This window comes from Neobacillus niacini (genome assembly GCF_048572935.1).
Classification (GTDB): domain Bacteria; phylum Bacillota; class Bacilli; order Bacillales; family Cytobacillaceae; genus Neobacillus; species Neobacillus niacini.
The window spans coordinates 2791298-2818250 of the sequence record NZ_CP183883.1; the positions used below are offsets into that span (position 1 = coordinate 2791298).

At 39.3% G+C, this 26953-nt stretch carries 31 protein-coding genes; 20 read left to right on the plus strand and 11 right to left on the minus strand.

The genetic code is table 11. The features are described 5' to 3' along the window. Nucleotides 1-5: 5 nt before the first annotated feature. Both ACN6MT_RS13540 and proC read right to left on the minus strand, forming a co-directional pair. Nucleotides 6-1145: a glycosyltransferase family 2 protein gene (locus ACN6MT_RS13540; RefSeq protein ID WP_419956208.1), complete on the minus strand. Its 1140-nt coding sequence runs from the start codon at nt 1143-1145 to the stop codon at nt 6-8. A 51-nt stretch (nt 1146-1196) separates the two neighbouring features. Continuing rightward, entirely contained in the window at nt 1197-2042 is an 846-nt protein-coding gene (gene proC / locus ACN6MT_RS13545; protein ID WP_419956209.1) for a pyrroline-5-carboxylate reductase, read from the minus strand. Nucleotides 2043-2505: 463 nt separating this feature from the next. Between proC and ACN6MT_RS13550 the strand changes: the two genes are divergently transcribed. Together ACN6MT_RS13550 and ACN6MT_RS13555 are read left to right on the plus strand one after the other, a co-directional pair. Then, nucleotides 2506-3468, plus strand: a complete 963-nt coding sequence (locus tag ACN6MT_RS13550; RefSeq protein ID WP_419956210.1) for an MBL fold metallo-hydrolase — start codon at nt 2506-2508, stop codon at nt 3466-3468. Nucleotides 3469-3477: 9 nt separating this feature from the next. Then, the gene (locus tag ACN6MT_RS13555; RefSeq protein ID WP_034673198.1) at nt 3478-4275 is read left to right on the plus strand and encodes an SDR family NAD(P)-dependent oxidoreductase; all 798 of its coding nucleotides are present in this window, start codon (nt 3478-3480) and stop codon (nt 4273-4275) included. Between the two features lie 27 nt (nt 4276-4302). On the opposite strand, the gene ACN6MT_RS13560 is transcribed toward ACN6MT_RS13555, so the two are convergent. Next, nucleotides 4303-4497 (minus strand): YqzH family protein, encoded by a 195-nt coding sequence (locus ACN6MT_RS13560; protein ID WP_034673200.1) that lies wholly within the window; start codon nt 4495-4497, stop codon nt 4303-4305. Between the two features lie 164 nt (nt 4498-4661). Here ACN6MT_RS13560 and ACN6MT_RS13565 point away from each other — a divergent pair, with 164 nt between their 5' ends. Continuing rightward, nucleotides 4662-5921 (plus strand): DNA polymerase thumb domain-containing protein, encoded by a 1260-nt coding sequence (locus ACN6MT_RS13565; protein ID WP_419956211.1) that lies wholly within the window; start codon nt 4662-4664, stop codon nt 5919-5921. A 61-nt stretch (nt 5922-5982) separates the two neighbouring features. Next, the gene (locus ACN6MT_RS13570; RefSeq protein ID WP_419956212.1) at nt 5983-6312 is read left to right on the plus strand and encodes a YolD-like family protein; all 330 of its coding nucleotides are present in this window, start codon (nt 5983-5985) and stop codon (nt 6310-6312) included. Nucleotides 6313-6390: 78 nt separating this feature from the next. Here ACN6MT_RS13570 and ACN6MT_RS13575 read toward each other — a convergent pair whose 3' ends face one another. The 3 genes from ACN6MT_RS13575 to ACN6MT_RS13585 all read right to left on the minus strand — a co-directional run bounded on the left by ACN6MT_RS13575 (nt 6391) and on the right by ACN6MT_RS13585 (nt 9420). Beyond that, entirely contained in the window at nt 6391-7521 is a 1131-nt protein-coding gene (locus ACN6MT_RS13575) for a cupin domain-containing protein (RefSeq protein WP_419956213.1), read from the minus strand. 79 nt (nt 7522-7600) lie between these two features. After that, entirely contained in the window at nt 7601-8551 is a 951-nt protein-coding gene (locus ACN6MT_RS13580; RefSeq protein WP_419956214.1) for a fumarylacetoacetate hydrolase family protein, read from the minus strand. A gap of 95 nt (nt 8552-8646) precedes the next feature. Then, entirely contained in the window at nt 8647-9420 is a 774-nt protein-coding gene (locus ACN6MT_RS13585) for an IclR family transcriptional regulator (protein WP_419956215.1), read from the minus strand. Between the two features lie 175 nt (nt 9421-9595). Between ACN6MT_RS13585 and ACN6MT_RS13590 the strand changes: the two genes are divergently transcribed. Beyond that, nucleotides 9596-10789: an FAD-dependent monooxygenase gene (locus tag ACN6MT_RS13590; protein WP_419956216.1), complete on the plus strand. Its 1194-nt coding sequence runs from the start codon at nt 9596-9598 to the stop codon at nt 10787-10789. Nucleotides 10790-10866: 77 nt separating this feature from the next. Continuing rightward, nucleotides 10867-11361, plus strand: coding sequence for a DinB family protein (locus tag ACN6MT_RS13595; protein ID WP_034673215.1), 495 nt, complete (start codon nt 10867-10869; stop codon nt 11359-11361). Between the two features lie 46 nt (nt 11362-11407). Here the strand turns inward: ACN6MT_RS13595 and ACN6MT_RS13600 are convergent, their stop codons facing one another. The 3 genes from ACN6MT_RS13600 to ACN6MT_RS13610 all read right to left on the minus strand — a co-directional run bounded on the left by ACN6MT_RS13600 (nt 11408) and on the right by ACN6MT_RS13610 (nt 13185). Next, the gene (locus ACN6MT_RS13600) at nt 11408-11614 is read right to left on the minus strand and encodes a CDGSH iron-sulfur domain-containing protein (RefSeq protein ID WP_034673217.1); all 207 of its coding nucleotides are present in this window, start codon (nt 11612-11614) and stop codon (nt 11408-11410) included. A gap of 368 nt (nt 11615-11982) precedes the next feature. Continuing rightward, a complete protein-coding gene (locus tag ACN6MT_RS13605) occupies nt 11983-12894 on the minus strand; it encodes an alpha/beta hydrolase (protein WP_419956217.1) in 912 nt (303 codons plus the stop codon). Between the two features lie 150 nt (nt 12895-13044). After that, complete coding sequence (locus ACN6MT_RS13610; RefSeq protein ID WP_419956218.1) at nt 13045-13185, minus strand: hypothetical protein; 141 nt, start codon at nt 13183-13185, stop codon at nt 13045-13047. Between the two features lie 229 nt (nt 13186-13414). On the opposite strand from ACN6MT_RS13610, the gene ACN6MT_RS13615 reads away from it, so the two are divergent. The 4 genes from ACN6MT_RS13615 to ACN6MT_RS13630 all read left to right on the plus strand — a co-directional run bounded on the left by ACN6MT_RS13615 (nt 13415) and on the right by ACN6MT_RS13630 (nt 16340). Further along, entirely contained in the window at nt 13415-14602 is a 1188-nt protein-coding gene (locus tag ACN6MT_RS13615; protein WP_419956219.1) for an acetyl-CoA C-acetyltransferase, read from the plus strand. Between the two features lie 26 nt (nt 14603-14628). Beyond that, nucleotides 14629-15318, plus strand: coding sequence for a CoA transferase subunit A (locus ACN6MT_RS13620; protein WP_034673224.1), 690 nt, complete (start codon nt 14629-14631; stop codon nt 15316-15318). 22 nt (nt 15319-15340) lie between these two features. Further along, the gene (locus ACN6MT_RS13625; RefSeq protein ID WP_419956220.1) at nt 15341-15997 is read left to right on the plus strand and encodes a 3-oxoacid CoA-transferase subunit B; all 657 of its coding nucleotides are present in this window, start codon (nt 15341-15343) and stop codon (nt 15995-15997) included. Nucleotides 15998-16085: 88 nt separating this feature from the next. Beyond that, nucleotides 16086-16340, plus strand: a complete 255-nt coding sequence (locus tag ACN6MT_RS13630) for a YqkE family protein (RefSeq protein ID WP_419956221.1) — start codon at nt 16086-16088, stop codon at nt 16338-16340. A 22-nt stretch (nt 16341-16362) separates the two neighbouring features. Here ACN6MT_RS13630 and ACN6MT_RS13635 read toward each other — a convergent pair whose 3' ends face one another. Both ACN6MT_RS13635 and mciZ read right to left on the minus strand, forming a co-directional pair. Beyond that, a complete protein-coding gene (locus tag ACN6MT_RS13635) occupies nt 16363-17274 on the minus strand; it encodes an aldo/keto reductase (protein ID WP_034673228.1) in 912 nt (303 codons plus the stop codon). A gap of 64 nt (nt 17275-17338) precedes the next feature. After that, nucleotides 17339-17470: a Z-ring formation inhibitor MciZ gene (gene mciZ, locus ACN6MT_RS13640; protein WP_082799343.1), complete on the minus strand. Its 132-nt coding sequence runs from the start codon at nt 17468-17470 to the stop codon at nt 17339-17341. A 73-nt stretch (nt 17471-17543) separates the two neighbouring features. Here mciZ and ACN6MT_RS13645 point away from each other — a divergent pair, with 73 nt between their 5' ends. The 10 genes from ACN6MT_RS13645 to ACN6MT_RS13690 all read left to right on the plus strand — a co-directional run bounded on the left by ACN6MT_RS13645 (nt 17544) and on the right by ACN6MT_RS13690 (nt 26916). Beyond that, the gene (locus ACN6MT_RS13645; RefSeq protein ID WP_034673230.1) at nt 17544-18098 is read left to right on the plus strand and encodes an NUDIX hydrolase; all 555 of its coding nucleotides are present in this window, start codon (nt 17544-17546) and stop codon (nt 18096-18098) included. Next, a complete protein-coding gene (locus ACN6MT_RS13650) occupies nt 18095-19258 on the plus strand; it encodes an endonuclease Q family protein (protein WP_419956222.1) in 1164 nt (387 codons plus the stop codon). The genes ACN6MT_RS13645 and ACN6MT_RS13650 overlap by 4 nt, the downstream gene beginning before the upstream one ends. A 248-nt stretch (nt 19259-19506) precedes the next feature. Then, complete coding sequence (gene spoIIM, locus ACN6MT_RS13655; RefSeq protein ID WP_419956223.1) at nt 19507-20151, plus strand: stage II sporulation protein M; 645 nt, start codon at nt 19507-19509, stop codon at nt 20149-20151. Between the two features lie 110 nt (nt 20152-20261). Further along, nucleotides 20262-20726, plus strand: a complete 465-nt coding sequence (locus tag ACN6MT_RS13660) for a Fur family transcriptional regulator (RefSeq protein WP_419956224.1) — start codon at nt 20262-20264, stop codon at nt 20724-20726. Nucleotides 20727-20872: 146 nt separating this feature from the next. Further along, nucleotides 20873-21100: a YqzK family protein gene (locus ACN6MT_RS13665; protein WP_034673240.1), complete on the plus strand. Its 228-nt coding sequence runs from the start codon at nt 20873-20875 to the stop codon at nt 21098-21100. 5 nt (nt 21101-21105) lie between these two features. After that, entirely contained in the window at nt 21106-22059 is a 954-nt protein-coding gene (xerD, locus tag ACN6MT_RS13670; protein ID WP_419956225.1) for a site-specific tyrosine recombinase XerD, read from the plus strand. Between the two features lie 217 nt (nt 22060-22276). Further along, nucleotides 22277-23461, plus strand: a complete 1185-nt coding sequence (gene deoB, locus ACN6MT_RS13675) for a phosphopentomutase (protein WP_419956226.1) — start codon at nt 22277-22279, stop codon at nt 23459-23461. 13 nt (nt 23462-23474) lie between these two features. Beyond that, nucleotides 23475-24296: a purine-nucleoside phosphorylase gene (locus ACN6MT_RS13680; RefSeq protein WP_419956227.1), complete on the plus strand. Its 822-nt coding sequence runs from the start codon at nt 23475-23477 to the stop codon at nt 24294-24296. 22 nt (nt 24297-24318) lie between these two features. Next, nucleotides 24319-25623, plus strand: coding sequence for a pyrimidine-nucleoside phosphorylase (locus tag ACN6MT_RS13685; RefSeq protein WP_419956228.1), 1305 nt, complete (start codon nt 24319-24321; stop codon nt 25621-25623). A gap of 123 nt (nt 25624-25746) precedes the next feature. Further along, nucleotides 25747-26916 (plus strand): D-alanyl-D-alanine carboxypeptidase family protein, encoded by a 1170-nt coding sequence (locus ACN6MT_RS13690; protein ID WP_419956229.1) that lies wholly within the window; start codon nt 25747-25749, stop codon nt 26914-26916. The last annotated feature ends 37 nt before the right edge of the window (nt 26917-26953 follow it).

Consider the following 26953-nt stretch of genomic DNA (forward strand, 5'->3'; position numbering starts at 1 on the left):
AAACATCACTCTTTGACTCTTAATTCTCTTAATTTATATAAGGTGCCTCTCCACATAATGCCGCCGCGTTTAAAGGTTAGATAACTGGCACGAATGATTGAATAAATAAACAGCAGTGCGGTCACAGGCAGTACTAGAAACATAGCAGGGGAGAATATGGTCATTTTTTTGATGACCATAACGTAGTGAATCCCACTTAACAAAATAATTCCTAAACTTAATAGTGCAACAACTTTATTAGAAGAAAATATTGTTATAAAGGGTAGAACATTGGTAATAAAAACGCCAAATATCGCAAAAAACACCATACTAACCCGGTAATGTAATCCGGCAAATGTATTCTTTTCGAGTCCAATAAGTGCTTCCTGCAAACTTCCGTACCATTCAACCTCAATCAGCGTAAGTGCCGTGACAATCCTCTGATGATAGCCAGCTTGTTTCATTCTCATTCCAAGCTGTAAGTCATCATCCGGCCGCATTTTCACCATTTCATGTGTTCCAAAGCTGCAATATGCTTCTTTCGAAACGAGGTTAAATGCTCCAATTCCAGTCCCAATTTTTGACTTGGGATTATTCGCTGCCCAAGGTCTTTTAAAATAAGAAAACCCGAATAGAAAAAAGGCTACAAATGATTTTAACCAAAATCTTTTCGCGCTCAGGTTTGGTGCAGCTGTTAAATGGTCAAGCTTATGATTCTCAAAATAATGAAGAGCTTTTGCATATGCCTCATTTTCAAACTTTACATCGGCATCGGTGAACAATAGCCATTTTCCTGACGCTTTAAGGAAACCTTGATATAAGGCATTATTTTTCCCAAGCCACCCTTCAGGTAATTCTTCTATGTGGATAACAGAAATTCGCTGATCTTCCTTTGTTAGCTCTTCCATCACCAGCCCAGTGGCATCAGTTGAGCGATCATTGACGAGAATCCATTCAACGTTTCTATAAGTTTGCGCTAATTGACTGAGAATACTTGCTCTTATTTGATTTTCTTCATTGCGTGCCGCTACAATTACAGATAATAAAGGGCCGTTTTTTAAGCAATCCTCAACTTCTAAAGCGTCTATTTTCCGTAAACCCATTAGTCCGTCTATAAGAAAAATAGTCCAGACCAGGATTCCCATTGAAAATAATACCGTTAGCATTTCTTACACTTCCTAGTCTTTTTTACCATAGTTTAAATGAATAGACACAAATTAGGAAGTTGGTTCGGTAATTTCAAGTTGTTCACGTAAAGCCGCTCCCATTTTTTTCGATTGTGCTGTTGCAGCCTTAATACAAGAAATGAACGCTTGCTGAACTTGATGTTCTTCAAGTACTTTAACCCCCGCCTCTGTGGTACCGCCCGGGCTTGTTACGTCTCTTCGTAATTGTTCAGATGATTTAGTGGAGTTTTTCACCATCTCGGCTGCTCCAATTAACGTTTGTACGATTAATTCACTCGCCATATCCTTATCGAGTCCAACCTCAACAGCACTTTTTTCCATTGCTTCTATAAGGTAATAAATATACGCAGGCCCGCTGCCGGAGAGTCCTGTAACAGCATCAAGCTGCTCCTCTTCTACAAAAGTAGTCAAGCCGACCGTTCCAAACAGATCTTTCATTAATTCAATTTGGTGAGGGGTAACTCGTTCATTTACTGCAACAGCTGTGGCGGATTTACCTACGGCTGCGGATGTATTTGGCATTGCTCTAACAACCGCAATTGGTAATCTCGCTAATGTCTCGATGGTACTCATTGACACACCAGCTAACACAGAAACTACCAGCATGGTTTCGGTTAAATATTCACGGATATATTGGATGGCAGTTGCGGAATCTTTTGGCTTCATCGATAAAATGACGATGTCAGCTCCTTCAAACAATTCGTTTAAATCGTAAGTGGTACGGACACCATACGTATCACTTAGCCTCTTCAACCGCTCTTCATTTGAATGATTTGTAACCCATATATTCTTCCTATCAATCAGACTATTTTCTAGAATTCCTGAAATAAATGCCTCCGCCATCGAACCGGCACCGATAAATGCTATCTTTTTCATGAATATTCCCCCTCATACTTTTAATAAAAACAAAAAGACCCCTCATCCGAAAAGGACGAAAGGTCTAGCTTCCGTGGTACCACCTTCATTTACCCATACTTAATTCATGTAAGGGTTCACTCGACTCCGATAACGCCGGATTACGTTAGGTTTTCCTAAGTGCTCATAAGGTAGGTTCAATGATAAAGAGGGCTGTGAAGACTTTCAGCCGATGGTCTTCACTCTCTTATGCCATTTTTCATTTACTGGTCTTAATCATCGCGAATGTACGAATCAAATTTTACTAGTGATTATCCAAGATAACGCCCTTTCTGTCAAGTGATAAAATCTGAATTTTTTATTTATTTTAACTATATTATGCAAAAATAATGACAATGGAAAGGAAAATTCGTTACACTTACTATATAAATAATTGTAAAAAAATGTTCACATTCTATTTAAAATAACGATAGGAGTTTTTTGAATGGCAGAATGGAAAGACGATATCGCAAAAATAATTTTGCCGACTCCTTATGCAGTCGGGGACGTTAATGTTTACTTAATTAAAGGTGAGCGGCTGACACTTGTCGATTGTGGTGTGAAAACCAAGGAGTCATGGATTGCATTTAAGGCTCAGTTGTCTCAATTACACTTAAGCCCGGCAGATATTGAACAGGTGATTATTACTCATCACCACGCAGATCATGTTGGAATGCTTGATTTTTTACCCGATTTTGTAGAGGTTTTCGGGCACCCGTTGAATGAACGTTGGATTAAACCAACAGAGGCCTTTTTTCAAGAACAAGAGGATTTTTTTCGAAGACAATTTGTTGACTTTGGAATCCCCTCAGAACATTTTTCGTCCCTCTTACATCTAAGACAAACATTCAGGTACTCCTGTAACCGATCACTGACGGGAGAACTTGTGGAAGGGATGATTCCGCAAGGGTTAAGCCAGTGGAAAGTCATAGAGACACCAGGCCATGCCCAGAGTCAAATCGCTCTATTTCGAGAAAGTGATGGAATTCTAATTGGAGGGGATTTAATTCTTGCACATATCTCACCGAATCCATTCCTAGAGACGCCAGCACCAGGTGAGGTGGAAAGACCGAAGCCGCAGCTTCAGCATAATCATTCAATGAAAAAGCTGTTATCTTATCCAATTCAATTCGTTTACACAGGTCATGGGGAGGAAGTTTTCCAATTAAAAGAGCTAATTGAAAAAAGACTGATTCATCAACACGAACGGGCAATGAAGGTTAATAATTGGCTAAAGGAGGAGCAGCATACTGTATTTGAACTTTGCAAGAGGCTTTTTCCTACAGCGTATAAGCGTGAATTGATATTAACATTATCGGAAACTGTGGGCCAGCTTGACTATTTAGCCTCAATCGGCGAGATTAGTAGTAGTGAGGATCATCAACCAGTCCTATATCAAGCTAGATGAGGTGTGAGTATGGGTAGGGAACAGCTTAAAGGTAAAAATATTGTCATTACCGGTGCATCCGGGGGGATAGGTGCTGAAATCGCCAAGCTTTGTGCGGAAAGTGGTGCCAACCTTGTGCTGCTTGCAAGAAGCATTGAAAAGTTGAAACAGCTGCAAATGGATTTGCAGCAAAAGTATCAAGTAAGGGTAGAGGTCTATCAATTAGATGTCTCTAATACGGAAAAAGTAAAGGAAGTTTTTACAGCCATTTTTACGGATTTTGGCGAGGTGGACATCCTGGTTAATAATGCAGGCTTCGGTGTATTCCGTGAAGCCCATGCAGCAACAATGGATGAAATTAAAGGGATGTTCGATGTCAATGTTGTCGGACTGATGGCGTGCACTAGTATGGTGCTCCCGAAAATGCGTGAACGCCGTTATGGACATATCATTAATATTGCCTCCCAGGCGGGAAAAATCGCTACGCCAAAATCAAGTGTGTATTCGGCTACAAAGCATGCAGTTCTTGGCTATACAAATTCGCTTAGAATGGAGCTTAGTGATTACAATGTTCTTGTGACATCTGTGAACCCTGGCCCCATAGCAACGAATTTCTTTAATATTGCCGATGAAAAAGGTACCTATGTTAAAAATGTTCAGAAGTTTATGCTTCAGCCTGAATATGTCGCTCGGAAAGTTGTTGACAGCATGCTGACAAAAACGAGAGAAATTAATCTGCCGCGCTGGATGAACATGGGCAGCGTTGTCTATGTTCTCTTTCCAAGACTGTTTGAACGTATCGGAAAAAAAGCATTTAACAAAAAATAAAACCGCTAAGCGCGGTTTTTTGTGTTTTCAGCCTGTTACAAATTCGTATACAGTATCATTCACAGCCTCATATAAATCTACCCCAGGCTGCTCTGCTTTTATTTGAATAATCCGATCTGCCAGCGCCTCTAAATCATTACTGCTCATTGGCAGTGAATCTATATCGGAATAATATTGTTTAAAACAATTTTTTATCATTTTAATAATCAATTTTTTCTCCATTTATGTGCACCCCACCCATAATTATACCGTTTTTTTCTCCCGAAAAATAACCATAACCATGAAACGTGTCAAAAAATTACTATTGAACACGAACGCATATTCGCGTAATATATGTATATAATATAAGGAACAGATGTTCGATTTTTGTGAATGGAGGAAAAGTCATGGTTGATTACAGCACGTTACCGCACAATCAAATTTTATGCGTCGACATGAAGAGCTTTTATGCCAGCTGTTCCGCTGTCATGTATGGTCTTGATCCCTTGACTTGCTATCTAGCTGTGGCTGGTAACAAAGAACGAAATGGAAGTGTTGTGCTTGCCGCGTCACCACGTTTAAAGAAAGAATTCGGAATAAAAACAGGTTCCAGGCTATTTGAAATTCCCGATGACCCGCGCATTCAAGTGGTGGAGCCAAAAATGGCAACTTATTTGCGTATTTCTACTGAAATCACCCGTGTGTTTAATCGTTATGTACCAAAGGAAGCGATCCACACGTATAGCGTTGATGAAAGTTTTATCAAGGTGGATGGGGCACTTCATTTGTGGGGGGATGCCTGTACAATTGCTGCAAAAATAAAGGACGATATTGAACGTGAATTTCAGCTTCCTTGTGCAGTCGGAATTGGTCCTAATATGCTGCTGTCGAAGCTTTGCCTTGATCTCGAAGCAAAAAAGCATGGAATTGCTGAATGGAAGTATGAAGACGTCCAGAACAAGCTTTGGAAGGTTTCACCGCTAAGAGAAATGTGGGGAATTGGCAGGCGTGTTGAAAAAACACTAAATGGGATGGGCATTTTTACGGTTGGTCAGCTGGCTCGCTATGATTTAGAAGCACTGGAAAAGAAATTCGGAATCATGGGCAATCAGCTTTATCATCATGCCTGGGGAGTAGACCTTTCAGACTTGGGAGCACCCTTGGTTGAGGGGCAGATCAGCTTTGGAAAAAGCCAAATCCTTTTAAGAGATTATAAGGAAGAAGAAGAGATAAAGCACGTCATTTTAGAAATGTGTGAAGAAGTAGCCCGAAGAGCGAGATCTCGCCGTAAGGCTGGGAGAACCATCAGCCTTAGTATTGGCTATAGCCAAGATGAACTTGGCGGAGGATTTCATCGCTCAAGAACCATTCAGCAGCCAACGAATGTAACGATGGATCTTTACCGAGTCTGTCTTGAATTATTCCACGAACATTATACAGGAAAGACGGTAAGGCAAATTGCCATTAGTATCGGAAATATCGTCGATGATTATGAGTTTCAGCTCGACCTGTTTGACATGGGGGCGGTGAAGCGGCGGGAGCTTGGCTATGTAGTGGATTCTATTCGGAGACGCTTTGGTTCAGGTTCTCTGCTGCGGGCTGTTTCCTATACAACTGCCGGAACGGCAAAGCACCGGGCAACACTTGTTGGTGGACATAAGAGGTAGTAAGAAAAGCAGAAGCTCCTATGCGTGGAGCAGGACAGCGAAAGTAAGGAGGAGAATATGAATGATTCGCGACCGCGGAAGAATCAAATGGGTTTCAATGATGCTTCCTGAGCATATAAAAATGCTGAGAGACTGGGTGAAGGAAGATCAGTATGAAGAGCGGAAAGAAATCGATGAACAGCAGCTCGAACTTATGAATATGACCTTATCTGAAGCAATCGAATTCGACCAATTCGTTACCATTACTCATTATCGAAATCGAAATTATGAAATTGTCGTTGGAAAAATTCATCATTGGGACCAAATGACTGGCAGGCTTCATATTATCGATCACTTTGAAGAAGTACACCGTGTCCCGATTACAGCGATTGCGGATATCCGATTAACATAGAAAAATCGGCCTCACAAACATATGAGGCCGATTTTTTTGTTAATCTTCTGTTGAAATGCGTCTGTGATTTTGAACTTCTTAACGGAAATCAGCTTTAAATTCACCAGTAATTTTTTGGTAGCCGTTATTCTCTTCAAACAATTGCTCTTGTTCCAAGTCGAAACGGTTCATAATTGGCAAGTCGTTTACTGAGAATAAGTAAGAGTCTTCTGAGGCAGTATGTTCATACCAAGCCCAATTTGGAACAACGAAGTAATCTCCTTTTTTCCAATCGAAGCGGGTGCCATTGATAACGGTCTGACCTGAACCTTTGTGCACTTGGTAAACGGTGGAGTGCGTATGGCGCAATGCCTTTGTTTTGAAGCCATGTGGTAAATGCTGCATTCTAGTGCCAAGCGTCGGATTAGCTGATTTACCTGTAGATGGATTAATATACTCTACTGCATATCCATGGTGTGGATCTGGATCTGGATCGAATTCCATTAACCCTTTAATTCCTTCTATAGTGCGATCCCATTTATAATTTGCAAGTGGAGCAACTGTATATTTATCATCACCAACAGGACGAACCATGCCGCCGCGATAACGTCTCTCTGAGAAATTATCTGGAATATCTGGCTGTTGTAAACCATCCTCATAAGGTTCAAAGAAGGTACCGCCGATTGCGTAAATGGTAGGAATATCTAAAGCATCCATCCAATACATAGGCTCTGTTCCTAAGTGGGCGTGTCCATGCCATAAATTTTTTGGAGTAATTAAAAAGTCGCCTTCCTCCATGAAAATACGCTCACCCTGCACGATCGTATATGCACCGGAACCTTCAGAAATGAAGCGCAATGCACTTTGTGAGTGACGGTGGGATGGTGCTTTTTCACCAGGTAATAACATTTGAACTGCTGCATAGATTGTTTGGGTAGTAGATCCCCATCCCCAAGGTTCACGATACGTTAGGCCAGGATTTTGGAAATAGATAGCCCGGCGTTCCCCGCCGCGTTCTGGTGTAAAGATTTGAGCTGCTTCACTCATTTTCTTTTTAATTAATTCATCGCTCCAAAGATAAGCTTGTGCTTGAGGCTTTGGCGTTTTGTGCATAATTGTAGGAATTGCTTCCCAAAGAGGTCCTAAGTTGTATTGTTGTATATCTCTTGTGTAATCGGTTACAATCGAGCTTTTCATAAACTCTTGAACTTCTGGATTTACTTCAGCCATTTCTCATTCTCCTTTATGATTTAAAATTTATAGAGAAAAGGGGAGCAGCGAATGCTGCTTGACCCCTTGCAATGTCTAATTAAACAGTGACTACCGCTTGTGTTGCCTTTACTTTGTTTTCGAGTGCACCGATTTGGTCAATTTCAATTCGAACTACGTCTCCATCTTTTAAGAATTGCGGAGGATTCATCGCAACTCCAACGCCTCCAGGAGTACCTGTTAATACAACATCTCCAGGCTCTAAGGTCATTAAATTGGATAAGAAAGCTACTAATTTTTGAACAGAGAATACTAGATTAGCAGTATTGGTTTTTTGACGTACTTCACCATTTACTTTTAGGACAACATCTAAGCCGGATGGATTTTGCAATTCATCGGATGTAACCAAATATGGTCCCATTGGTGCACTGCCATCTACTGATTTTCCTTGTAACCATTGGAGCGTGCGTCGTTGAATATCACGATAGGTTACATCATTTGTAATGGTATAACCTGCTACATAGTCTAATGCGTCTTCTTCGGAAACATTGCGAGCTTGTTTACCTACAACAAAGGTGAATTCTGCCTCATAGTCAAGCTGATCAGAGATTGGATAGTGTGGAATGTCGTCCTCTGGCCCTAAAATTGTATTTGCGAATTTTGCAAAAATAACTGGGTTTGAAGGGATTTCACGACCCATTTCTAAAATGTGTTCGCGGTAGTTGTGGCCAACACAGATAATTTTTCCTGGTTTTTGAACGGGTGCCTCTACCTTAACTTCCTCGATGTTATAAATCACTTTTTTATCAAAGCTTTCAGGATTAGCCAAAATGAAATCGATTGCATTTTGCGCAAGTTGAAGGGATTCTTTACCGCCTTGGTATAACTCGTCTGTATTTTCTGGCACATATGCTTTAGCGATTGCTTCGAATCGGTATTTTCCTTCTGCTTTTAATTGTGCTTGGTAAGCATAGTTTAAGTCGATAACCTGGTTTTCAACGATTGCACCTGCACGTGTATGCCCAGCGACAGTATAATTTATAAGTTTCATTAATGCTCCTCCTTGTTTTTCACTAATTATGAAATCAGTTCACTATTTATAAAAATAGTAAAAGAATTCGAGATAATTGTCAATATTATTTGTTTTCAGAATTTACTTTCTAAAACCAAAATACTCTGAATTTCTTTTGCAAAACTGAGAACATATTGTCCAGTCGGATGATCCGCTGATTTAGGTAAGGTCTCCGAAATACCAACGATGGTAATAGCACCAATTAGTTCATTGGTGAAATTTAATAGAGGGACACTAAAAGAAGAGACATGCTTTACTAGAGGTTCCGTTTTTGAAGCAAAAAACACTACTCTTGTCTTCTCTTTTTCAGCTTGAAATTGCTGTAATTCACTTTCATTGAACGTTGAAAGTTCAACTTCTTCCCATTCTTTCATACGGACGTCTTTTTCAAAAGCTGAAAAAACAACGCCAGTAGAAGAGGAAAGCGGCAAGTGTGTCCCTATTTGAGCACCAATATTTATTCCATAATCATCTGCACTTTGAATATATGAAATCAGTGGACCATTTTTTGAAGGAACGGCTAATAGTACGGTTAGGTTGGTTTTATCAGTGATCTTTTTGATATAGGGAATAACCACTTCTATTAAAGAAGATTGGCCTAAAGCTGCATTTCCTAACTGAACTAATTTATGTCCAAGCGTATACGCGTTTGTATGAGGATTACGATAGATTAATCCGAATTGGGACAGTGTCGACAAATATTTATATAAATTGCTTTTTGTCATAGAAGTAAGGTTTTGTATATCAGTAAACTTTAGAGGTTCTTTTTCCCTTGCTAAGATCTCTAATATGTTTAACCCAATTTGCAAGGACTGAATACCGACCGTTTTCGTTTCAGTTGTCATCATAATCACCTCCCTTTTTGGATGATTTGGATAATACAAGAAAATTGATTAATAGAAATTTCTAAATTTTAAAAGTTTTTTGTTGACGAATTGATAAAAAATGATTTAAAGTTTTCTCATGAGGTAACGAAGTTCTCTATTTGTGGAAGATAATAACTTAGTTGGAGGGGAATTGTCAATGACTAATGTAAGCGACATCATTATAGTAGGCGGAGGAATCGGTGGTTTAGCAGCAGCGCTATCCATTCAAGAAACAGGTAAATCAGTAGCAGTTTTTGAGCAAGCACCGGAATTTGGAGAAGTAGGTGCAGGAATTCAGTTAGCACCCAATGCGTTAGAGGTTTTAGACCGTTTAGGTGTAAAGGAAGAAATTCTAAAGCATGCAGTAGTACCAAAACGTCTTGTACTAAAAGATGTTTATACAGCGAAAGAATTAGCAACGTTAGATTTGGGGGAGGGGTTCCAAAAAGAATTCGGCCAGCCTTACATCGTATTGCATCGCTCGGACTTACACAGAGTTCTTTATGAAGCATGTCAAAAAAGCAGTAATATTAAATTCTTTACCAACCAATGCATTCAAACTGCAGAACAAAATGGTGATATTGTAACCATTGTTAACCAAAATGGTGAAACGTATAGTGCAGAAGCTGTTGTTGGTGCGGATGGAGTAAAATCAAATATGCGGAAGCAGTTGGTTGATGATCATCCGGTAAACTCTGCGTATGTAGCTTACCGTGGAACGATTCCAATTGAAGAAGTGTCAAGTAATACAAACTTAGACTTAGATGATGTAATCATGTGGATTGGACCAAACCTGCACATGGTACAATATCCAGTTCGCCGCGGAGAGCTTTACAACCAAGTAGTGGTATTTAAATCATATGATGCGACAGTAGAAGATTGGGGAACTCCAGAAGAAATGGCACGTCGTTTTGAAAATTGTCATCCAAAAGTTGAAAACGCTTTAACATACATTAACCGTCAATTCCGCTGGCAAATGTATGACCGTGAACCTATCGACAATTGGACAAATGGCAACATTACGTTATTAGGAGATTCTGGTCATGCCATGCTTCAATATTTAGCACAAGGCGGCGTTCAAGCCCTTGAAGATGCATTTGTATTGGGTGAGGAATTAAAGAAACATAATTCTTACGAAGAAGCATTTAAAGCATACCAAGAAGTTCGAATCCCACGTTCATCAATGGTACAAGGATCTGCACGCAGGTGGGGCGAAATTATTCATGCTGAGGATCCGACGGCACTTGCACTTCGTAACTTTATTTTCGAAAATCACAAGCCAACTGACTACCATGTCGTGGATTTCCTATATGGCTATTTCAAGAAAAATTATGAACGTGTAAATTGCTAATTAAAAAACGCGTTAGAGCTGGCTCTAACGCATTTTTTAAATTTATGTATGAAGTGAATAAAAGGAGGACGTAAACGATGGTAACGGCAATGCTGAATGAAAAATTGGAATTATTTAAAAAGAGTATAGATGATATTGCAGCGGTATTGAAAAATACGGAAGAGGGTTCACTTTATGTTAAACCGTCTGAAACAGAATGGTCCGCAATGCAAATCATTTCTCATATTATAGAAGCTGTGAATTTTTGGGTTGAAGATTTGGAGGCGCTGCTAGTGGTTCCTGGTGCAAAATGGGGACGGAATCATGAACACGTGCGTCGTTTAGCCGCAGTAGATGAAAACGTTGTTTCTCGGATTAAGAAAGAGGAGGCTTTAACAGCATTACAAAACTTAGTCCCGAAAGTTGAGGCAGCACTTGTAAAAGTGACAGAAGAAGACTTAGTAAAAACAGCACCAAGCTATAATCCAAACTTTGACGGAAAACCGTTATCATTCTTAGTCGACCATTTAATCGTTAAGCACGTAACGGGTCATTATGGGCAACTTGTACGTCATTTAGAAAAAATTCAATAATAGAACAAAAAGGACTTCTCTGCAGGAAGTCCTTTTTCCGTCAGCATTACTCTTCTTTTGTGACCCGTACTTGAGAGTCAAATTTCCCTTTATGAGAACCATCACAAAAAGGTTTGTTGTTGGAAAGCCCGCAGCGGCAAAGAGAAAAGGCTGGCTTCGTTTCCATGACGTTGCCGGCTCCATCTAGCAATTCTACCTCACCAGTAATTCGCAGTGAACCATTATCGTTTACTTTAATTTGTACCTTTGACATTCTTGACACTCCTTTTAAAAGTAAAATGTGATGTTTTCAGAATATATTGAATACAGGGAAAATGCAAGTAAGCAGAAGTCTTGTCCTTAAGCAAGTAACCAGTAAGAGTAAAATAAGCGGAGGATTTCCGGGTAAATACAAAGTGGAGCTCTATTCGGGGTATATAAGGGGAGTTTTTCCGCCTATCAAAGTAAAATCTCCTCTTTTTTTTAACTTTTGAGTAAATAGGCGGAATCTCTCCGCCTATTTAGGCTTTTTTAAATACAATTTGCTAATTAAGCGGAATGTTTCCGTCTATTTTCAGCTCGGGTGCTTAACACTTGGGAAGGCTTTTTAGGTAAGCAGATATATTCTATAAGTCACTGATGTTATGCTTTCTCAACATACTTTTGCAAAAATGTGTCTATAACTCTGCGATATTCTTCAGGATTCTCGTTAAAAGACTGCGCATGACGGCCATTTGCTGCAAGATAAAGCATCTTTGGGCCATGTTTTTTCTCATATAATTCCTTTGTCATGGCAGGGAGTATAAAATCATCGTTTTCGCTGTGAATAAATAAAATAGGATGTTTAATATTTTCGATAACTGAAATGGGTGAGACGTGACGAATCGAATATTTCTCACGGAGGCGCAAAATGAAATCAGCAATGGGAATTAATAATGTTGAAACATTTTTCAATTCTTTTCTTAACTGATAAGATACTTGCTCTTTTAAGTCAGAGAACGGACAGTCTGCTATATAAAAATCAGCACTATCCTCGAGCATTCCAGCGTACAGAAGCATCGTAGCTGCCCCCATCGATTCACCATGAATTCCGAGCGAAAGTGTTGGCCCCTTCTCTTTTTTTAACCAATCAATAACTGCCTTTAAATCAAATTTTTCATAATGACCGAAGCTGGTTGTCTTTCCACCAGATTCACCATGTCTGCGATGATCGTAAATCATGGCATTAAAACCACGCTCTAAGAAAAGGTTCATATATTTTATCGAATTAATCTTTGTTTCCGTTACACCGTGGGAAATAATGACATAGCGATTGGACATGTGTGGTTCTACCAGCAGCGCTTTAATGGGATAGCCAAAAGGGGAATCGATGATTACCTCTCGCTTAGGTAGTGATTCGAAATGCTCGGGGTTAAATCTGCCCGCTTCCTTTTCCCTCTGTACGATAAATTGTTCATCCTTTTTTTTCATATAAATAAGCCTATTTGTAAAATAAAAACCTAAAGAAAATGTAATCAAGAATGAAATTAGAAGAGCTCGCAACGCCTTTCTCACAAGTACACCTCCAAAAGGTTCGTTAGTAGTTATTATTTGGTAATTAATGTTGGCTTTTATTTTAACATAGGAAAAGCCGCTAACTCCATTTAGCGGCTTAGTAAATATATTTAGGTCTAGCAGAAGCGCCTAGAGGCGCATCTGCATTTCTTATTGCTCAGCATTTTGTCTCTTCGTAGGATGAAGTGCCTTTTCTATTTCCTCAGCAGCAATCATTCGTTTACCTGTACCGGCAGATTCAGCATAATCCTTACCTTTTTGGCTGTATCCCTTATCGCGTTTTTGGCTCATTATCGTCAGACTCCCTTCGAAGTGGTTTCATTAAATAAGGTGCATATATATAAGCCCGATTATTCAAGGTAAATTAAACATCATTTTCCCCCTTCAATCCTCATACCTTCATTGTAGAGGTGCTGAATTTTGAAATTCAAGAATAATAGAAATTTTGACAAAATAAGAGGGTTTTCTGCGTTCACACTCGAAATAGTAAAGGAAAAAGTGCTAAAAGGAGAGGAAAATAATGAGTCAAACAGAAGTAGTAATAGTTAGCGCAGTTCGTACTGCACTAGGTAATTTTAACGGGAGTTTGAAAAATGTATCGGCGCCAGAATTAGGAGCAACGGTTATCAAAGGGGCTCTAGAACAAGCAGGAGTCAAGCCGGAGCAAGTGGACGAAGTTATTTTAGGTAATGTCTTGCAAGCAGGACTTGGTCAGAATCCAGCTAGACAGGCAGCCATTGGCGCAGGAATACCTGAAAGTGTTTCATCTATGACGATTAATAAAGTGTGTGGTTCTGGTTTAAAGGCTGTTCACCTTGCAACACAGGCAATTCTAGCAGGAGAAGCGGAGATTGTTGTTGCTGGGGGTATGGAAAATATGAGCCAAGCACCTTATCTGTTAAAAAATGCCCGTGAAGGATTTAAAATGGGTGATCAAAAATTAATCGATACGTTGACAGGTGACGGACTGACATGTGTTTTTAACCAATATCATATGGGCGTTACAGCTGAAAACTTAGCAGATAAATATTCCATTACTAGAGACGAACAGGACCAATTTTCAGCATGGAGTCAGGAAAAGGCTTCTAAAGCAATTGAAGAAGGAAAATTTAAAAATGAAATTGTTCCAGTCGTTATTCCTCAGCGCAAAGGGGATCCAATTGTTTTTGATACAGACGAATATCCGAAAAAAGGGACAACAGCAGAGAAACTCGGTGGATTACGTCCAGCATTTAAAAAAGATGGCAGTGTAACTGCTGGAAATGCCTCGGGAATCAATGATGGTGCAGCAGCTTTAGTAGTGATGAGCCGTAAAAAAGCGGATGAACTGGGGATTAAACCGTTAGTAACCATTAAAGGGAATGCAAGCGCTGGTGTTGACCCAAGCATAATGGGAATCGGGCCAGTTCCGGCAGTAAGAAAAGTACTGGAAAAAACGTCAATTTCTATGGAAGAGATTGAGTTAATTGAAGCGAATGAGGCATTTGCTGCCCAATCTTTGGCAGTTGACCGAGAACTTCATTTTAATAAAGAGATATTAAATGTAAATGGCGGTGCTATTGCTCTTGGTCACCCAATTGGTGCAAGCGGTGCTAGAATTCTCGTTACGCTAATTCATGAAATGAAGAAAAGAAACGCTCAAAAGGGATTGGCAACACTTTGTATCGGCGGCGGCCAAGGGGTAGCAACGGTAGTTGAGCTAGCTTAAGCCTACAATGAGAGGAGACGAGCACGATGAAGAAGATCAGTACATCCTTCCAGGAAGCTGTTGCAGATATTCAAGATGGAGCGACGTTAATGGTCGGCGGGTTCGGTTTGTGCGGCATACCTGAAAATCTAATCCAAGCATTGGTTGATAAGGGCGTAAAGGATTTAACAGTTATCTCCAATAACTGTGGAATTGATGATTGGGGTCTTGGGCCGCTTTTAAAATATAAACAGATAAAAAAAATGATCGGTTCCTATGTGGGGGAGAACAAGGAGTTTGAAAGACAGGTTTTAGCAGGCGAGCTTGAAGTAGAACTAACACCACAAGGTACATTAGCTGAAAAAATAAGAGCAGGCGGAGCTGGTATACCAGCCTTTTACACGCCTGCCGGGGTAGGTACACCGATTGCTGATGGCAAGGAAACAAAAGTTTTTAATGGCAGAGAGTATCTGCTAGAGGAAGCATTGACAGCTGATTTTAGTTTTGTCAGGGCATGGAAGGGAGACAAGATGGGAAATCTTGTTTACCACAAAACAGCACGAAACTTTAACCCGATGATAGCAGCAGCTGGTAAAGTAACGATTGCCGAAGTGGAGACACTCTGTGAAATTGGAGAACTCGATCCGAATTTTATCCACACTCCAAGTGTTTACGTTCAGATGATTATAGAAGGTAAGCAGGAAAAAAGGATTGAGAGATTGACAGTTAGAAAATAGATTGGTGGAGGGAGAGAAAGCAATGGTCTCTGTTAGAGAGAGAATTGCAATAAGGGCAGAGAAAGAAATTGAAGACGGTTTTTATGTGAACTTAGGAATCGGTATGCCGACGCTGGTTGCCAATTATATTTCTGATAATAAACAAGTTGTGCTGCAATCGGAAAATGGATTACTTGGAATTGGTCCATATCCAACGGAGGAAGAGGTAGACCCGGATTTAATCAATGCAGGAAAAGAAACGGTTACGGCAATTAGCGGTGCTTCTTATTTTGATAGTGCTGAATCATTTGCTATGATTCGCGGCGGACATATTAACCTAGCGATCCTTGGCGGGATGGAGGTTTCTGAAACAGGAGATCTAGCGAACTGGATGATACCAGGTAAAATGATAAAAGGAATGGGCGGTGCCATGGATTTAGTCCATGGAGCGCAAAAGATCATTATCATCATGGAGCACGTGAACAAGCGCGGTGAATCAAAAATCTTAAAACAATGTACCCTGCCGTTAACCGGTAAGGGTGTGGTTAACCGAATTATTACAGAACGTGCAGTCATGGATGTAACGGACACAGGATTAAAGTTGATTGAAGTAGCAAAAGGCTTTACAATCGAAGATGTTGTCACCTCAACAGAAGCAACGTTGACAGTGGATGAAAACGTGGTTCTAGAAGCTTATTAAAAAGTATGGCAGGCTGATCAACAGCCTGCTTTTTGTATCAAAAATAATGCTATAATACATATGGAATAATGATTATGGGGGATTTAGTATGAAAAAGAAATTGAAACAAAAAAATCAATCTAAACCAAAAAAAGAAGAAGCAGCGGTTACGCTTAAAGATATGATTAATCCGGAATTAATTAAGCAGTTAAAAGAACAGCAGGACCAGTTGAAGGCAGCAGAAGAGCGTAAACGAGCGGAAGAAGAGCAGCGGAAACGTGAGGAACGCCGCTTAAAAGAAAAAAATAAATCATTTGAGGAGCTGCTGAACGAGAGCGGCATGAACTGGAAGGAATTTAAATAGGAGAGCCAAGGGCTCTCCTATTTTAGCGATGCTCTCTATATATCCCTGCCTTTGAAATCTCTTTAATCAGTGTTACTTCTTCTTTGGTCAGGGGCTGGCTTCTTACCGCCCTAGCATTGTTTCTGACTTGTTCTGGACTGCTCGCTCCAGTAATGACTGTGGCAACACCAGAGTGGGCCAAGTTGTATTGAAGAGCAATTTCCGTAAAAGAGCGTCGTGGAGCAAGTCGATCCTTTAAGATCGGTAACACCTCAAGCAGCTCTTCCTGACTATAGTCTTGATATCCTTTTGGAGACACCTTTTCTAGCATTTTATCACTAAGCAGCCCTTTTGCTAGAGGACCACGGGTTACAACACTGATTCCATGCTCATGCAGATACGGCAATGCTTCTTCTTCCGGACGCCGGTCTAGGATACTATATTGCATCATGACAGAGACAATATGTGATTTCTTTACATACTCACGAATAACATTTGGGCGGATTGATGAAATTCCATAATAGTGGATATAGCCTTCCGATTTTAATTCCTCAAATGCTTCAATCGTTTCGTCGATTCTATCCTCGATTGTTCCCCCATGAAGTTGATAAAGGTCAATGTAATCAGTACCTAGCCGTTTTATACTTTGTTTTACAGCTTCTTTTATGTACAATTTGGATGGGTCCCAAGACCAGCCTGATTTATCTGGCTGCCAGCGGTTCCCAACCTTTGTCGCGATAATAACCTTTTCCCGAACATCCTTTAAAGCAGCCCCGACGATTTTTTCGTTTTCACCAAAATCATATAAATCAGCAGTATCAAAATAATTGATACCCTCTTCTAATGCAGTCTCGATTATCTCACGTGCTTTTTTTTCCTCTGTACCGATCGACATGCAGCCTAAGCCTAATTCAGTAACCGATAATTCTGAGCTTCCCAGTTTTCTTTTTTTCAACAATTATCACCCCGTCTTTTTATATAATTTTACGCAAGTCCGGGGAAGACTACAAACGGAAAGGTTATTTACCGGCGACTTTTTCTACCCATTCGGCAACGGTAGAATAATCCTTATTGTATTCTTTTAGCTTTTGGATGATCTGCCATCCCTTACCTACAAGAATAATTCCCTTATCATGCACGTATACCTTCATCCATACCCCTCCAAATAATGTATGGTAAAATGTATGAGCAGCATATAGCGAATTAGAACAGGAGTTGAATTTGGTGACAAATCTTCATGAAAGAACCATACAAAGCGAAGAAATTTTTTCTGGGAAAATTATTAGCCTGCATCTTCAAGATGTTGAACTTCCGAATGGGAAACAGTCAAAAAGAGAAATAATTAAACATCCAGGGGCAGTCGCTGTTTTAGCTATCACCGATGATAAAAAAATTGTTATGGTCGAACAATTCCGTAAAGCTCTTGAGCGGACAATCGTAGAAATCCCAGCAGGAAAGTTAGAAAAGGACGAGGAGCCGGCTCTCTGTGCACGACGGGAATTAGAGGAAGAAACAGGATATGCTTGTGAAAGTTTGGAGCTATTGATCTCGTTCTATACATCACCTGGATTCGCAGATGAAATCGTACATCTATTTGTAGCAAGTGGACTAACAAAAAAAGAAAATGCGGCAATGCTTGATGAAGATGAGTTTGTAAACATTGAGGAAATAACACTGGATCAAGCGATTCAATATATAAAGGAACAAAAAATTTATGACGCTAAAACTGCTTATGCAGTCCAATACTTACAGCTTCAAGAGGCACTAGAAAATAAATGAAACGCTATTATGTAGATTTACATATTCACATCGGAAGAACCTGGACAGGCAAGCCTGTAAAAATAACAGGTGCTAAATCATTAACGTTTACCAATATCATAGAACATGCCCGGCATGAAAAAGGGCTGAATATGATTGGAATTATTGACAGCCACTCACCAGAAGTAATCCTTGAAATGGAAAGCCTAGTTTCAAGTGGAGACATGGTTGAACATCCGGATGGCGGCTTAGCATTCGGAGATTTAACCGTAATCCCCGGTTCAGAGTTAGAAATCTATGATGAACAATGCAATGGTCCGATTCATGTCCTGTGTTATTTTCCTACTATCGCCATAATGAGAGAGTTCTCTAATTGGCTGGCTGCACATTTAAAAAATGTCCAGCTGAGTTCGCAGCGGATTTACGTAACAGGTATTGAATTGCAAAGAAAAGTAAAAGAACTAGGCGGCTTATTTATTCCGGCTCATGTGTTTACACCATTTAAAAGCTTATACGGTAAAGGTGTCAATAAATCTTTAACTGAAGTATTTGACCCGGCTTTGATTGATGGTATTGAGCTTGGATTAAGCTCGGATACAAGGATGGCAGACCAGATTAAAGAACTACACCATTATACATTTGTGACAAACTCAGATGCTCACTCCCTTGCCAAAATTGCCCGTGAATATCAGGTAGTATTGATGAAAGAACCTTCATTTTTAGAATTAGGAAAGGCATTGAAAAATGATGAAGGTCGACACATATTAGCGAATTACGGGTTAGACCCGCTCCTAGGTAAGTATCACAAAACTGTTTGTGCACACTGTTCCCATCCTGCCGATGAGGAAGACCAAATATGTACTCTTTGTGGAAAAAATAAGATTATTAAAGGGGTTGCCGATAGAATTCTTGAGTTGAAGACAGCCGATCAGAGTCCAGATCAACGTCCTCCCTATATTCACCAAGTTCCACTGGAGTTTATACCGGGCTTAGGACCAAAATTACTTGAAAAGCTCGTCAATCATTTTGGTTCAGAAATGGCTATATTGCATGAAGTTCCATATCAGGCATTGACCGAAGTCGTCCCACCAAAGATTGCTGATATGATTATGAATGCAAGAGAAGGTAAAGTGACTTTAACAGCAGGCGGCGGCGGAAAGTACGGAAAAATAGCAGACTAAATTTAATATGTTTATTTTTTAACCTGGCGGATTCACTAAATCTGTCAGGTTTTTGAATGTTACAGACACGAATAAACCTGAAAGTGAATATATCAGCGCTAGCTCAAATATATCGGCATTAACTAATTATATCAGCGTTAAACCACATCTCCTCTTTTAAAAAAACAAATCTATTAATTTATCGTCATAGATTTACTAGAAAGGCATAAAATGTAATAACCGATTAGGAGAAGTAGGAGGGACTGCAGATGAAGAAGCGATTGTACCAGAACGATGCCGCCAGTTATTTCCGTGAGCATTCCTCGATTTTTTTATTTATTGTTATTTTATTTTTAATGGGTGTCATCTTCGGAGCCATTGTCGTAAATAGTATGAGTATCACCCAAAAAGAGGATTTATTTTACTATTTATCACAATTTTTTGGACAAATACAAAACGGAAAAGTAGCCGAGAATAATGATTTATTTGCACAAAGTTTTCTTCATAACAGTAAGTTTATTGGGCTGATTTGGATTTTAGGAATTTCAATTATTGGGCTGCCGGTAATCCTAATTGTTTTATTTATAAAAGGTCTAGTGGTAGGTTTTACAGTTGGTTTCTTAGTTAGTCAATTAGGCTTGAAGGGTTTTTTGCTTGCATTTGTGTCCATTCTGCCACAAAATTTGATTATCATTCCCGTTTTCATTTTGATGGCTGCTTTATCTGTTATATTCTCAATGAGAATGATAAAAAAACAATTCTTTAAGGCCTATGGACAACCGATTTTACCATTTTTTAAAAACTATATTCTGGTCTTCATTGTTGCTGTAGTTCTTATTTCTGCCGCTTCAGGAGTGGAAGCTTATGTGTCACCATGGTTGATGAAATCGATGATGGGTTCACTTAATTTATAATTATTATTATATAATATATATTTTAAACTCTTGTTTATAATAATTTTATTTTGACACCTCTTTCTCATCTGTTATAATGAGAATAGCAGCGGCGAGGGAGGGACTTCGGGATGGAGACAAGGATTGAGAGAATTAAAAAGCAGTTGCATTCATCAAGCTATAAGCTTACACCTCAACGTGAAGCAACCGTTCGGGTTTTGTTAGAGCATGAAGAGGATCATTTAAGTGCAGAAGATGTATACCTCCTCGTTAAGGAAAAGTCGCCTGAAATTGGATTGGCAACTGTATATCGTACACTTGAATTATTAACTGAATTGAAAATTGTTGATAAAATTAACTTTGGTGATGGAGTTTCGCGTTATGACCTTCGCCAAGAAGGGGCAGCACATTTTCATCATCATCTTGTTTGTATTGAATGCGGAGCGGTGGATGAAATCCAAGAAGATCTTCTTGAAGATGTAGAAGCTGTAGTCGAGCGCAGATGGAATTTTAATATAAAAGATCATCGTTTAACGTTTCATGGCATCTGCTATCGCTGCCAGGATAAAGTGAAAACTGAGGAATCTGCAGAATAATAGCCAAAAGTCCTTTATAAAAAAGGGCTTTTTTTCTTTCTAACAAACTTGCCCAAAATTTATTACTGCATAATTGGAACTCTAGGTATAAAAGTTGGACAAATTGGCATATCTTTAAGTAGGCTAAACTGTTTGGGGGAAGGTAAATGCTTACTTTTATTAAAATTGCACTTCAAACCTTAAAGGTTTTTATCATATTCACTGGATGTACGATACTCTTTTACTATGGTATTATGTGGGTAAATGAGGAGTACCAAAATTATCACCGTTATGATTCACCGCAAGGATCTGCTTTAAAGGTTTCAACATTAAATAAAGACGAGAATCCAATTTGGCTGGATCGGCTGATTTTGTTTTACTTAAATGGGGAGTAGTTTCAATGGATGATTATTTAAAAAATTTTATGCAGTTTTTACTCGTTGAAAAGAGAGTGGCAAAAAACACATTGCTATCATATGAACGAGATTTAAAAACATATCTTCACTACTTGAAAAACGTGGAAGCGATTGAATCATATAATCAAGTCCAGCGGGCTCATATTATCCATTTCCTTTCTTTTTTGAAGGAGCAAGGAAAATCCACAAAAACCTTGGCTAGGCACGTTGCTTCTATTCGCGCTTATCATCAGTTTCTGCTGCGTGAACAGGTGTCGAATCAGGATCCTTCTGTCTTTATTGATCCTCCTAAGTCTGAGCGGTCAATGCCAAAGGTTTTAAGCATAAAGGAAGTTGAAAAACTATTAGATTTTCCCAATGGACAAGGGCATTTTGGTTTAAGGGACAAAGCAATGCTAGAGCTTCTCTATGCTACCGGTATTCGGGTTAGTGAGCTTATTCAAATTGATATAGACCATGTAAATGTAACGTTGGGTTTTGTCACCGTCAGCGGTAAAAATTATAAAGAACGAATCATACCAATTGGAAAAACAGCAGCTGTGGCATTAAAGGATTACATTGAAAAAGGAAGACCCAATTTTGTTACTAAAAATGAAAATCACTCAGTGAATTTTCTGCAGGAAAATCACTCAGTGAATTTTCTACAAGAAAATCACGCTGAACGGGCATTATTTTTAAATCATCATGGAAAAAGGTTAACACGTCAAGGATTCTGGAAAATTTTAAAAAAGCTTGCTCAAGAGGCTGGTATTGAGAGTGAGTTAACACCGAACACACTTCGCCATTCGTTTGCAACACACCTATTGGAAAACGGTGCAGATCTAAAAGCAGTCCAAGAAATGTTGGGACATGCTGATATCTCAACAACCCAAATATATACCCAAGTAACTAAGACAAGGTTAAAGGACGTCTATAGCAAATTCCATCCAAGAGCTTAATAGGATAGTAGTTACACATATAATTTAAAAGTGTCGAAAAGCTGCCAAAATTATTGGCAGCTTTTTCTTGTAATTTTATAATAGTTTAGTAAAATATAGAGGTCAGACTTCTGACTTTTTGTGAATAAAAGTGCATAATAATCCTATTTTATTAAGGGTAATCTATTTTTATTAATTAGAAAGTTTTAAATGGAAAAGAAAAAGGAGGCAGACTAGAATGGCAGTTAATACATATAAACGAGTATTTTTAATCGTAATGGACTCTGTTGGAATTGGTGAATCACCAGATGCAGATAAGTTTGGCGATAAAGGTGCAGATACCCTGGGACATATTGCCGAAAGAATGAACGGTCTACATATGCCAAACATGGGTCAGTTAGGTTTAAGCAATATCCGCGAAATTAAAGGGATTGAAAAAGCCTCAAAACCCTTAGCATACCATACAAAAATGATGGAAGCATCGAATGGCAAGGATACTATGACAGGTCACTGGGAAATAATGGGTTTGAATATTCAAACGCCATTTCGTGTATTCCCTGAAGGATTCCCAGATGAGCTTCTTTCAGAACTAGAAGAACGCACAGGCAGAAAAATTATTGGCAATAAACCCGCTAGTGGAACAGAAATATTGGATGAACTAGGGGAAGAACATATGAAAACAGGAGCCTTGATTGTCTATACCTCTGCAGACTCAGTGCTTCAAATTGCTGCACATGAAGAAATCATTCCAATTGAAGAACAATATAAGATCTGTAAAATTGCCCGTGAGTTAACACTTGATGAAAAATACATGGTCGGCCGCGTTATCGCTCGTCCATTCTTGGGAGAACCGGGTAATTTTAAGCGAACAGCTAATCGTCATGACTATGCATTAAAACCATTTGATAGAACCGTTATGAATGAGATGAAAGATGCTGGATTAGATGTCATTGCAATTGGAAAAATCTCAGATATTTACGATGGAGAGGGAGTTACCCAGTCTTTAAGGACGATTTCCAATATGGATGGCATGGATAAGCTTGTACAGACACTGGATATGGACTTTACGGGAATGAGTTTTTTAAATTTAGTTGATTTTGATGCACTATATGGACACCGCCGCGATCCAGAAGGCTATGGGAATGCACTACAAGAATATGATGCACGCCTTCCCGAAGTGTTTGCAAAGTTAACAGAAGACGATTTGTTAATCATTACAGCTGACCACGGAAATGATCCAGTAGCACCGGGAACGGACCACACACGTGAATATGTCCCACTCATTGTCTATTCGAAGAGAATGTCAGAGGGTAAAGAACTTCCTATTAGAGAAACATTTGCTGATATTGGAGCCACGGTTGCAGATAACTTTAAAGTGAAAATGCCTAATTACGGAAAAAGCTTTTTAAATGATCTAATATAAAAGGGGTATGAATATGAATATCGAGAAAATCCAAAATGCAGCAGGCTTTTTAAAAGAGAAATATTCAAATACACCAAAAATCGGACTTATCTTAGGCTCTGGTCTTGGTGTTCTAGCGGATGAAATTGAGAATCCTGTAAGGATACCATACAATGAAATCCCTGATTTCCCAATTTCAACAGTTGAAGGGCATGCCGGACAGCTTGTTTTTGGAGTCTTGGAGGGAGTGGAAGTGGTTGCGATGCAAGGTCGTTTCCATTTTTACGAAGGGTACGGTATGGACAAAGTAACCTTCCCTGTCCGAGTGATGAAAGAATTAGGTGTGGACATGTTAATCGTAACGAATGCTGCAGGCGGGGTCAATGAAAGTTTTGAAGCAGGAGATCTTATGATTATTAGTGACCATATTAATTTTACAGGAGCTAACCCTTTAATAGGTCCCAATGATTCCAAATTTGGTCCCCGTTTCCCTGATATGTCAGAAGCCTATACAAAAGAATTACGCAATGCAGCAAAAGAGGTTGCATCCCGCTTAAATATTAATGTGAAAGAAGGCGTATATTTCGGATTTTCAGGACCAGTCTATGAAACTCCAGCTGAGATTAGAATGGTTAGAACACTTGGAGGCGACGCTGTTGGTATGTCAACAGTCCCTGAAGTCATCGTTGCCCGCCATGGGGGGATGAAGGTCCTGGGGATTTCTTGTATAACGAATATGGCTGCTGGAATTCTAGATCAGCCTTTATCACATGAAGAAGTTATTGAAACAACCGAAAGAGTAAAAGCAAACTTTCTATTATATATTAAAGAAATTGTTAAAAGCATAGCGGTATAATCTTATAAAAGTGGTGATTAAAATGAGAATGGTTGACTTAATTGAGAAAAAAAGAGATGGGCAGGAACTGACTACTGAAGAAATAAAATATATTATTAATGGATACACAGATGGTTCTATACCAGATTATCAGGTTAGTGCTCTAACCATGGCAATCTTTTTCCAAGGGATGACAGAAAAAGAAAGAGCAGATTTAACGATGGCCATGGTTGAATCTGGCGATCAAATTGATTTGTCACAAATAGAAGGAATAAAAGTGGATAAGCATTCCACCGGCGGGGTTGGGGATACAACAACACTTGTACTTGGACCACTTGTTGCCGCATTGGGTGTTCCTGTTGCGAAAATGTCAGGGCGGGGTTTAGGCCATACCGGCGGAACCATTGACAAATTAGAAGCAGTAAAAGGATTTCATGTTGAAATCGAGAACGAAGAATTTATCGAATTGGTTAACAAAAACAAGATTGCTGTCATTGGACAAAGTGGCAATTTAACTCCTGCTGATAAAAAGTTATATGCGTTAAGGGATGTAACAGCAACGGTTAATAGTATTCCGCTAATTGCAGGCTCAATTATGAGCAAAAAAATTGCTGCTGGTGCTGATGCAATTGTTCTAGATGTAAAAACGGGTGCAGGTGCATTCATGAAGACAATTGACGACTCAAGAGAACTGGCAAAAGCAATGGTGAGTATCGGAAACAATGTCGGCAGACGAACGATGGCAGTTATCTCTGATATGAGTCAGCCGCTTGGGTTTGCAATCGGAAATGCGCTTGAAGTGAAGGAAGCGATTGATACTTTAAAGGGTGAAGGACCGGAGGATTTAACAGAGCTTTGTTTAACTCTTGGAAGTCACATGGTTTACTTAGCAGAAAAAGCAAATTCATTAGAAGAAGCACGCACCATGCTTGAAAATGTTATTAAAGATGGCTCTGCCCTTGAAAAGTTTAAGGTCTTCCTGAGCTCACAAGGTGGAGACGCTTCGATTGTGGATGATCCTTCTAAAATGCCGCAAGCCCAATTTACTTTCGAGTTAGAAGCGAAAGAAGATGGATATGTATCTGAAATTGTTGCAGATGAAGTAGGAACGGCTGCGATGATATTAGGAGCAGGAAGAGCAACGAAAGAATCGGTCATTGATTTAGCTGTTGGTCTTGTTTTAAGAAAGAAAATCGGCAATCAAGTGAAAAAAGGCGAATCATTAGTAACCATTTATAGTAACTTTGAAGATGTCAACGAAGTAAAAGAAATGCTTTATGAAAATATAATTGTATCTCCAAGTAAAGTGGAGGCACCAATCCTTATTCACGAAGAAATAACAGAATAGAACGTTGAAGTATGGTCCAGGAAAATATCCTGGACTTTTTTATTTTATTAACAGGTAAATACTGTATAAAGTTGTTGGATTTGGAAAAAATGGAATCTATATAAAGAATGGAGGGTTATGCGAATGAAACGATATATCTCTTTACTAGTAATAGTCTTGTTAGTAACAAGTCTTTGGATACCATCCGTATCTGCAGAGGAAAAACAAAGTACTGATATCACAGAAAATGTGAGATCCGCGATTTTAATCGAGCGTGACACAGGTCAGATTCTTTATGAAAAAAATAGTAATGAGGAGCTTCCACCTGCGAGTATGACAAAAATTATGACCATGCTGCTAATTATGGAAGCAATTGACCAAGGGAAACTCAAATGGGATGAAAGTGTTCGAACAAGTGAGTATGCTGCATCAATGGGCGGCTCACAAATATTCCTTGAGCCTGGAGAAGAAATGACCGTAAAACAAATGCTTCAGGGTATTGCGATTGGTTCAGGAAATGATGCTTCTGTTGCCGTGGCAGAAAAAATTGCCGGATCGGAAGAAGCCTTTGTTGACATGATGAATAACAAAGTAAAAGAACTTGGTTTAAAGAATACCGTTTTTAAAAATACTACTGGCCTTCCAGGAAGCGGTCATTATAGTTCCGCACATGATATGGCGATTATGGCCAAGGAACTATTAAAATATGAGGATATAACAAAGTTTACTGGAATGTACGAAGCGTATCTTCGTGAAAACACCGATAAAAAGTTTTGGCTTGTTAATACCAATAAACTAGTTCGCTTTTATCCTGGAGTAGATGGTCTAAAAACCGGCTTTACTGGTGAAGCAAAATACTGTCTTACTGCAACTGCACAGAAGGACGGAATGCGTGTAATTGCTGTGGTCTTCGGGGCGCCAACCTCTAAGGAAAGAAACGCTCAAGTAACAAAAATGCTAAATTATGCGTTCGCTCAATATCAAACACACCCAATGTTCAAACGAAATGAAGTAATTAGTAATGCCCACGTGAACAAGGGGAAAGACAAAAAAGTTGAAGCAGTAACAAGCGAGCCACTTTCTTTACTTACTAAAAAAGGCGAAAAGACTGAGGATGTAACACGGAAAGTAAAAATTAATAAAAACCTTAACGCACCTATAAAAAAAGGGGATAAGGTTGGAACGATCCAGTTTGTAAAAGACGGAAAAGTACTCCTTGAAAGTGAATTGGTTGCCAAAAATAATGTAACAGAAGCAACCTGGTGGACCCTATATAAACGTGCATTTGGGATGTTCACAAAAGCAGGATCATAAGCACGGTGCTTCCGCTTTTCGTGTCGAATACCTACTT

What these genes read in the sequence shown, in the direction of transcription:
- ACN6MT_RS13540 (WP_419956208.1), bottom strand. Translation starts at nt 1,145, where the DNA reads ATGCTAACGGTATTATTTTCAATGGGAATCCTGGTCTGGACTATTTTT.
- proC (WP_419956209.1), bottom strand. Translation starts at nt 2,042, where the DNA reads ATGAAAAAGATAGCATTTATCGGTGCCGGTTCGATGGCGGAGGCATTT.
- ACN6MT_RS13550 (WP_419956210.1), top strand. Translation starts at nt 2,506, where the DNA reads ATGGCAGAATGGAAAGACGATATCGCAAAAATAATTTTGCCGACTCCT.
- ACN6MT_RS13555 (WP_034673198.1), top strand. Translation starts at nt 3,478, where the DNA reads ATGGGTAGGGAACAGCTTAAAGGTAAAAATATTGTCATTACCGGTGCA.
- ACN6MT_RS13560 (WP_034673200.1), bottom strand. Translation starts at nt 4,497, where the DNA reads ATGGAGAAAAAATTGATTATTAAAATGATAAAAAATTGTTTTAAACAA.
- ACN6MT_RS13565 (WP_419956211.1), top strand. Translation starts at nt 4,662, where the DNA reads ATGGTTGATTACAGCACGTTACCGCACAATCAAATTTTATGCGTCGAC.
- ACN6MT_RS13570 (WP_419956212.1), top strand. Translation starts at nt 5,983, where the DNA reads ATGATTCGCGACCGCGGAAGAATCAAATGGGTTTCAATGATGCTTCCT.
- ACN6MT_RS13575 (WP_419956213.1), bottom strand. Translation starts at nt 7,521, where the DNA reads ATGGCTGAAGTAAATCCAGAAGTTCAAGAGTTTATGAAAAGCTCGATT.
- ACN6MT_RS13580 (WP_419956214.1), bottom strand. Translation starts at nt 8,551, where the DNA reads ATGAAACTTATAAATTATACTGTCGCTGGGCATACACGTGCAGGTGCA.
- ACN6MT_RS13585 (WP_419956215.1), bottom strand. Translation starts at nt 9,420, where the DNA reads ATGATGACAACTGAAACGAAAACGGTCGGTATTCAGTCCTTGCAAATT.
- ACN6MT_RS13590 (WP_419956216.1), top strand. Translation starts at nt 9,596, where the DNA reads ATGACTAATGTAAGCGACATCATTATAGTAGGCGGAGGAATCGGTGGT.
- ACN6MT_RS13595 (WP_034673215.1), top strand. Translation starts at nt 10,867, where the DNA reads ATGGTAACGGCAATGCTGAATGAAAAATTGGAATTATTTAAAAAGAGT.
- ACN6MT_RS13600 (WP_034673217.1), bottom strand. Translation starts at nt 11,614, where the DNA reads ATGTCAAAGGTACAAATTAAAGTAAACGATAATGGTTCACTGCGAATT.
- ACN6MT_RS13610 (WP_419956218.1), bottom strand. Translation starts at nt 13,185, where the DNA reads ATGAGCCAAAAACGCGATAAGGGATACAGCCAAAAAGGTAAGGATTAT.
- ACN6MT_RS13615 (WP_419956219.1), top strand. Translation starts at nt 13,415, where the DNA reads ATGAGTCAAACAGAAGTAGTAATAGTTAGCGCAGTTCGTACTGCACTA.
- ACN6MT_RS13620 (WP_034673224.1), top strand. Translation starts at nt 14,629, where the DNA reads ATGAAGAAGATCAGTACATCCTTCCAGGAAGCTGTTGCAGATATTCAA.
- ACN6MT_RS13625 (WP_419956220.1), top strand. Translation starts at nt 15,341, where the DNA reads ATGGTCTCTGTTAGAGAGAGAATTGCAATAAGGGCAGAGAAAGAAATT.
- ACN6MT_RS13630 (WP_419956221.1), top strand. Translation starts at nt 16,086, where the DNA reads ATGAAAAAGAAATTGAAACAAAAAAATCAATCTAAACCAAAAAAAGAA.
- mciZ (WP_082799343.1), bottom strand. Translation starts at nt 17,470, where the DNA reads ATGAAGGTATACGTGCATGATAAGGGAATTATTCTTGTAGGTAAGGGA.
- ACN6MT_RS13650 (WP_419956222.1), top strand. Translation starts at nt 18,095, where the DNA reads ATGAAACGCTATTATGTAGATTTACATATTCACATCGGAAGAACCTGG.
- spoIIM (WP_419956223.1), top strand. Translation starts at nt 19,507, where the DNA reads ATGAAGAAGCGATTGTACCAGAACGATGCCGCCAGTTATTTCCGTGAG.
- ACN6MT_RS13660 (WP_419956224.1), top strand. Translation starts at nt 20,262, where the DNA reads ATGGAGACAAGGATTGAGAGAATTAAAAAGCAGTTGCATTCATCAAGC.
- ACN6MT_RS13665 (WP_034673240.1), top strand. Translation starts at nt 20,873, where the DNA reads ATGCTTACTTTTATTAAAATTGCACTTCAAACCTTAAAGGTTTTTATC.
- xerD (WP_419956225.1), top strand. Translation starts at nt 21,106, where the DNA reads ATGGATGATTATTTAAAAAATTTTATGCAGTTTTTACTCGTTGAAAAG.
- deoB (WP_419956226.1), top strand. Translation starts at nt 22,277, where the DNA reads ATGGCAGTTAATACATATAAACGAGTATTTTTAATCGTAATGGACTCT.
- ACN6MT_RS13680 (WP_419956227.1), top strand. Translation starts at nt 23,475, where the DNA reads ATGAATATCGAGAAAATCCAAAATGCAGCAGGCTTTTTAAAAGAGAAA.
- ACN6MT_RS13685 (WP_419956228.1), top strand. Translation starts at nt 24,319, where the DNA reads ATGAGAATGGTTGACTTAATTGAGAAAAAAAGAGATGGGCAGGAACTG.
- ACN6MT_RS13690 (WP_419956229.1), top strand. Translation starts at nt 25,747, where the DNA reads ATGAAACGATATATCTCTTTACTAGTAATAGTCTTGTTAGTAACAAGT.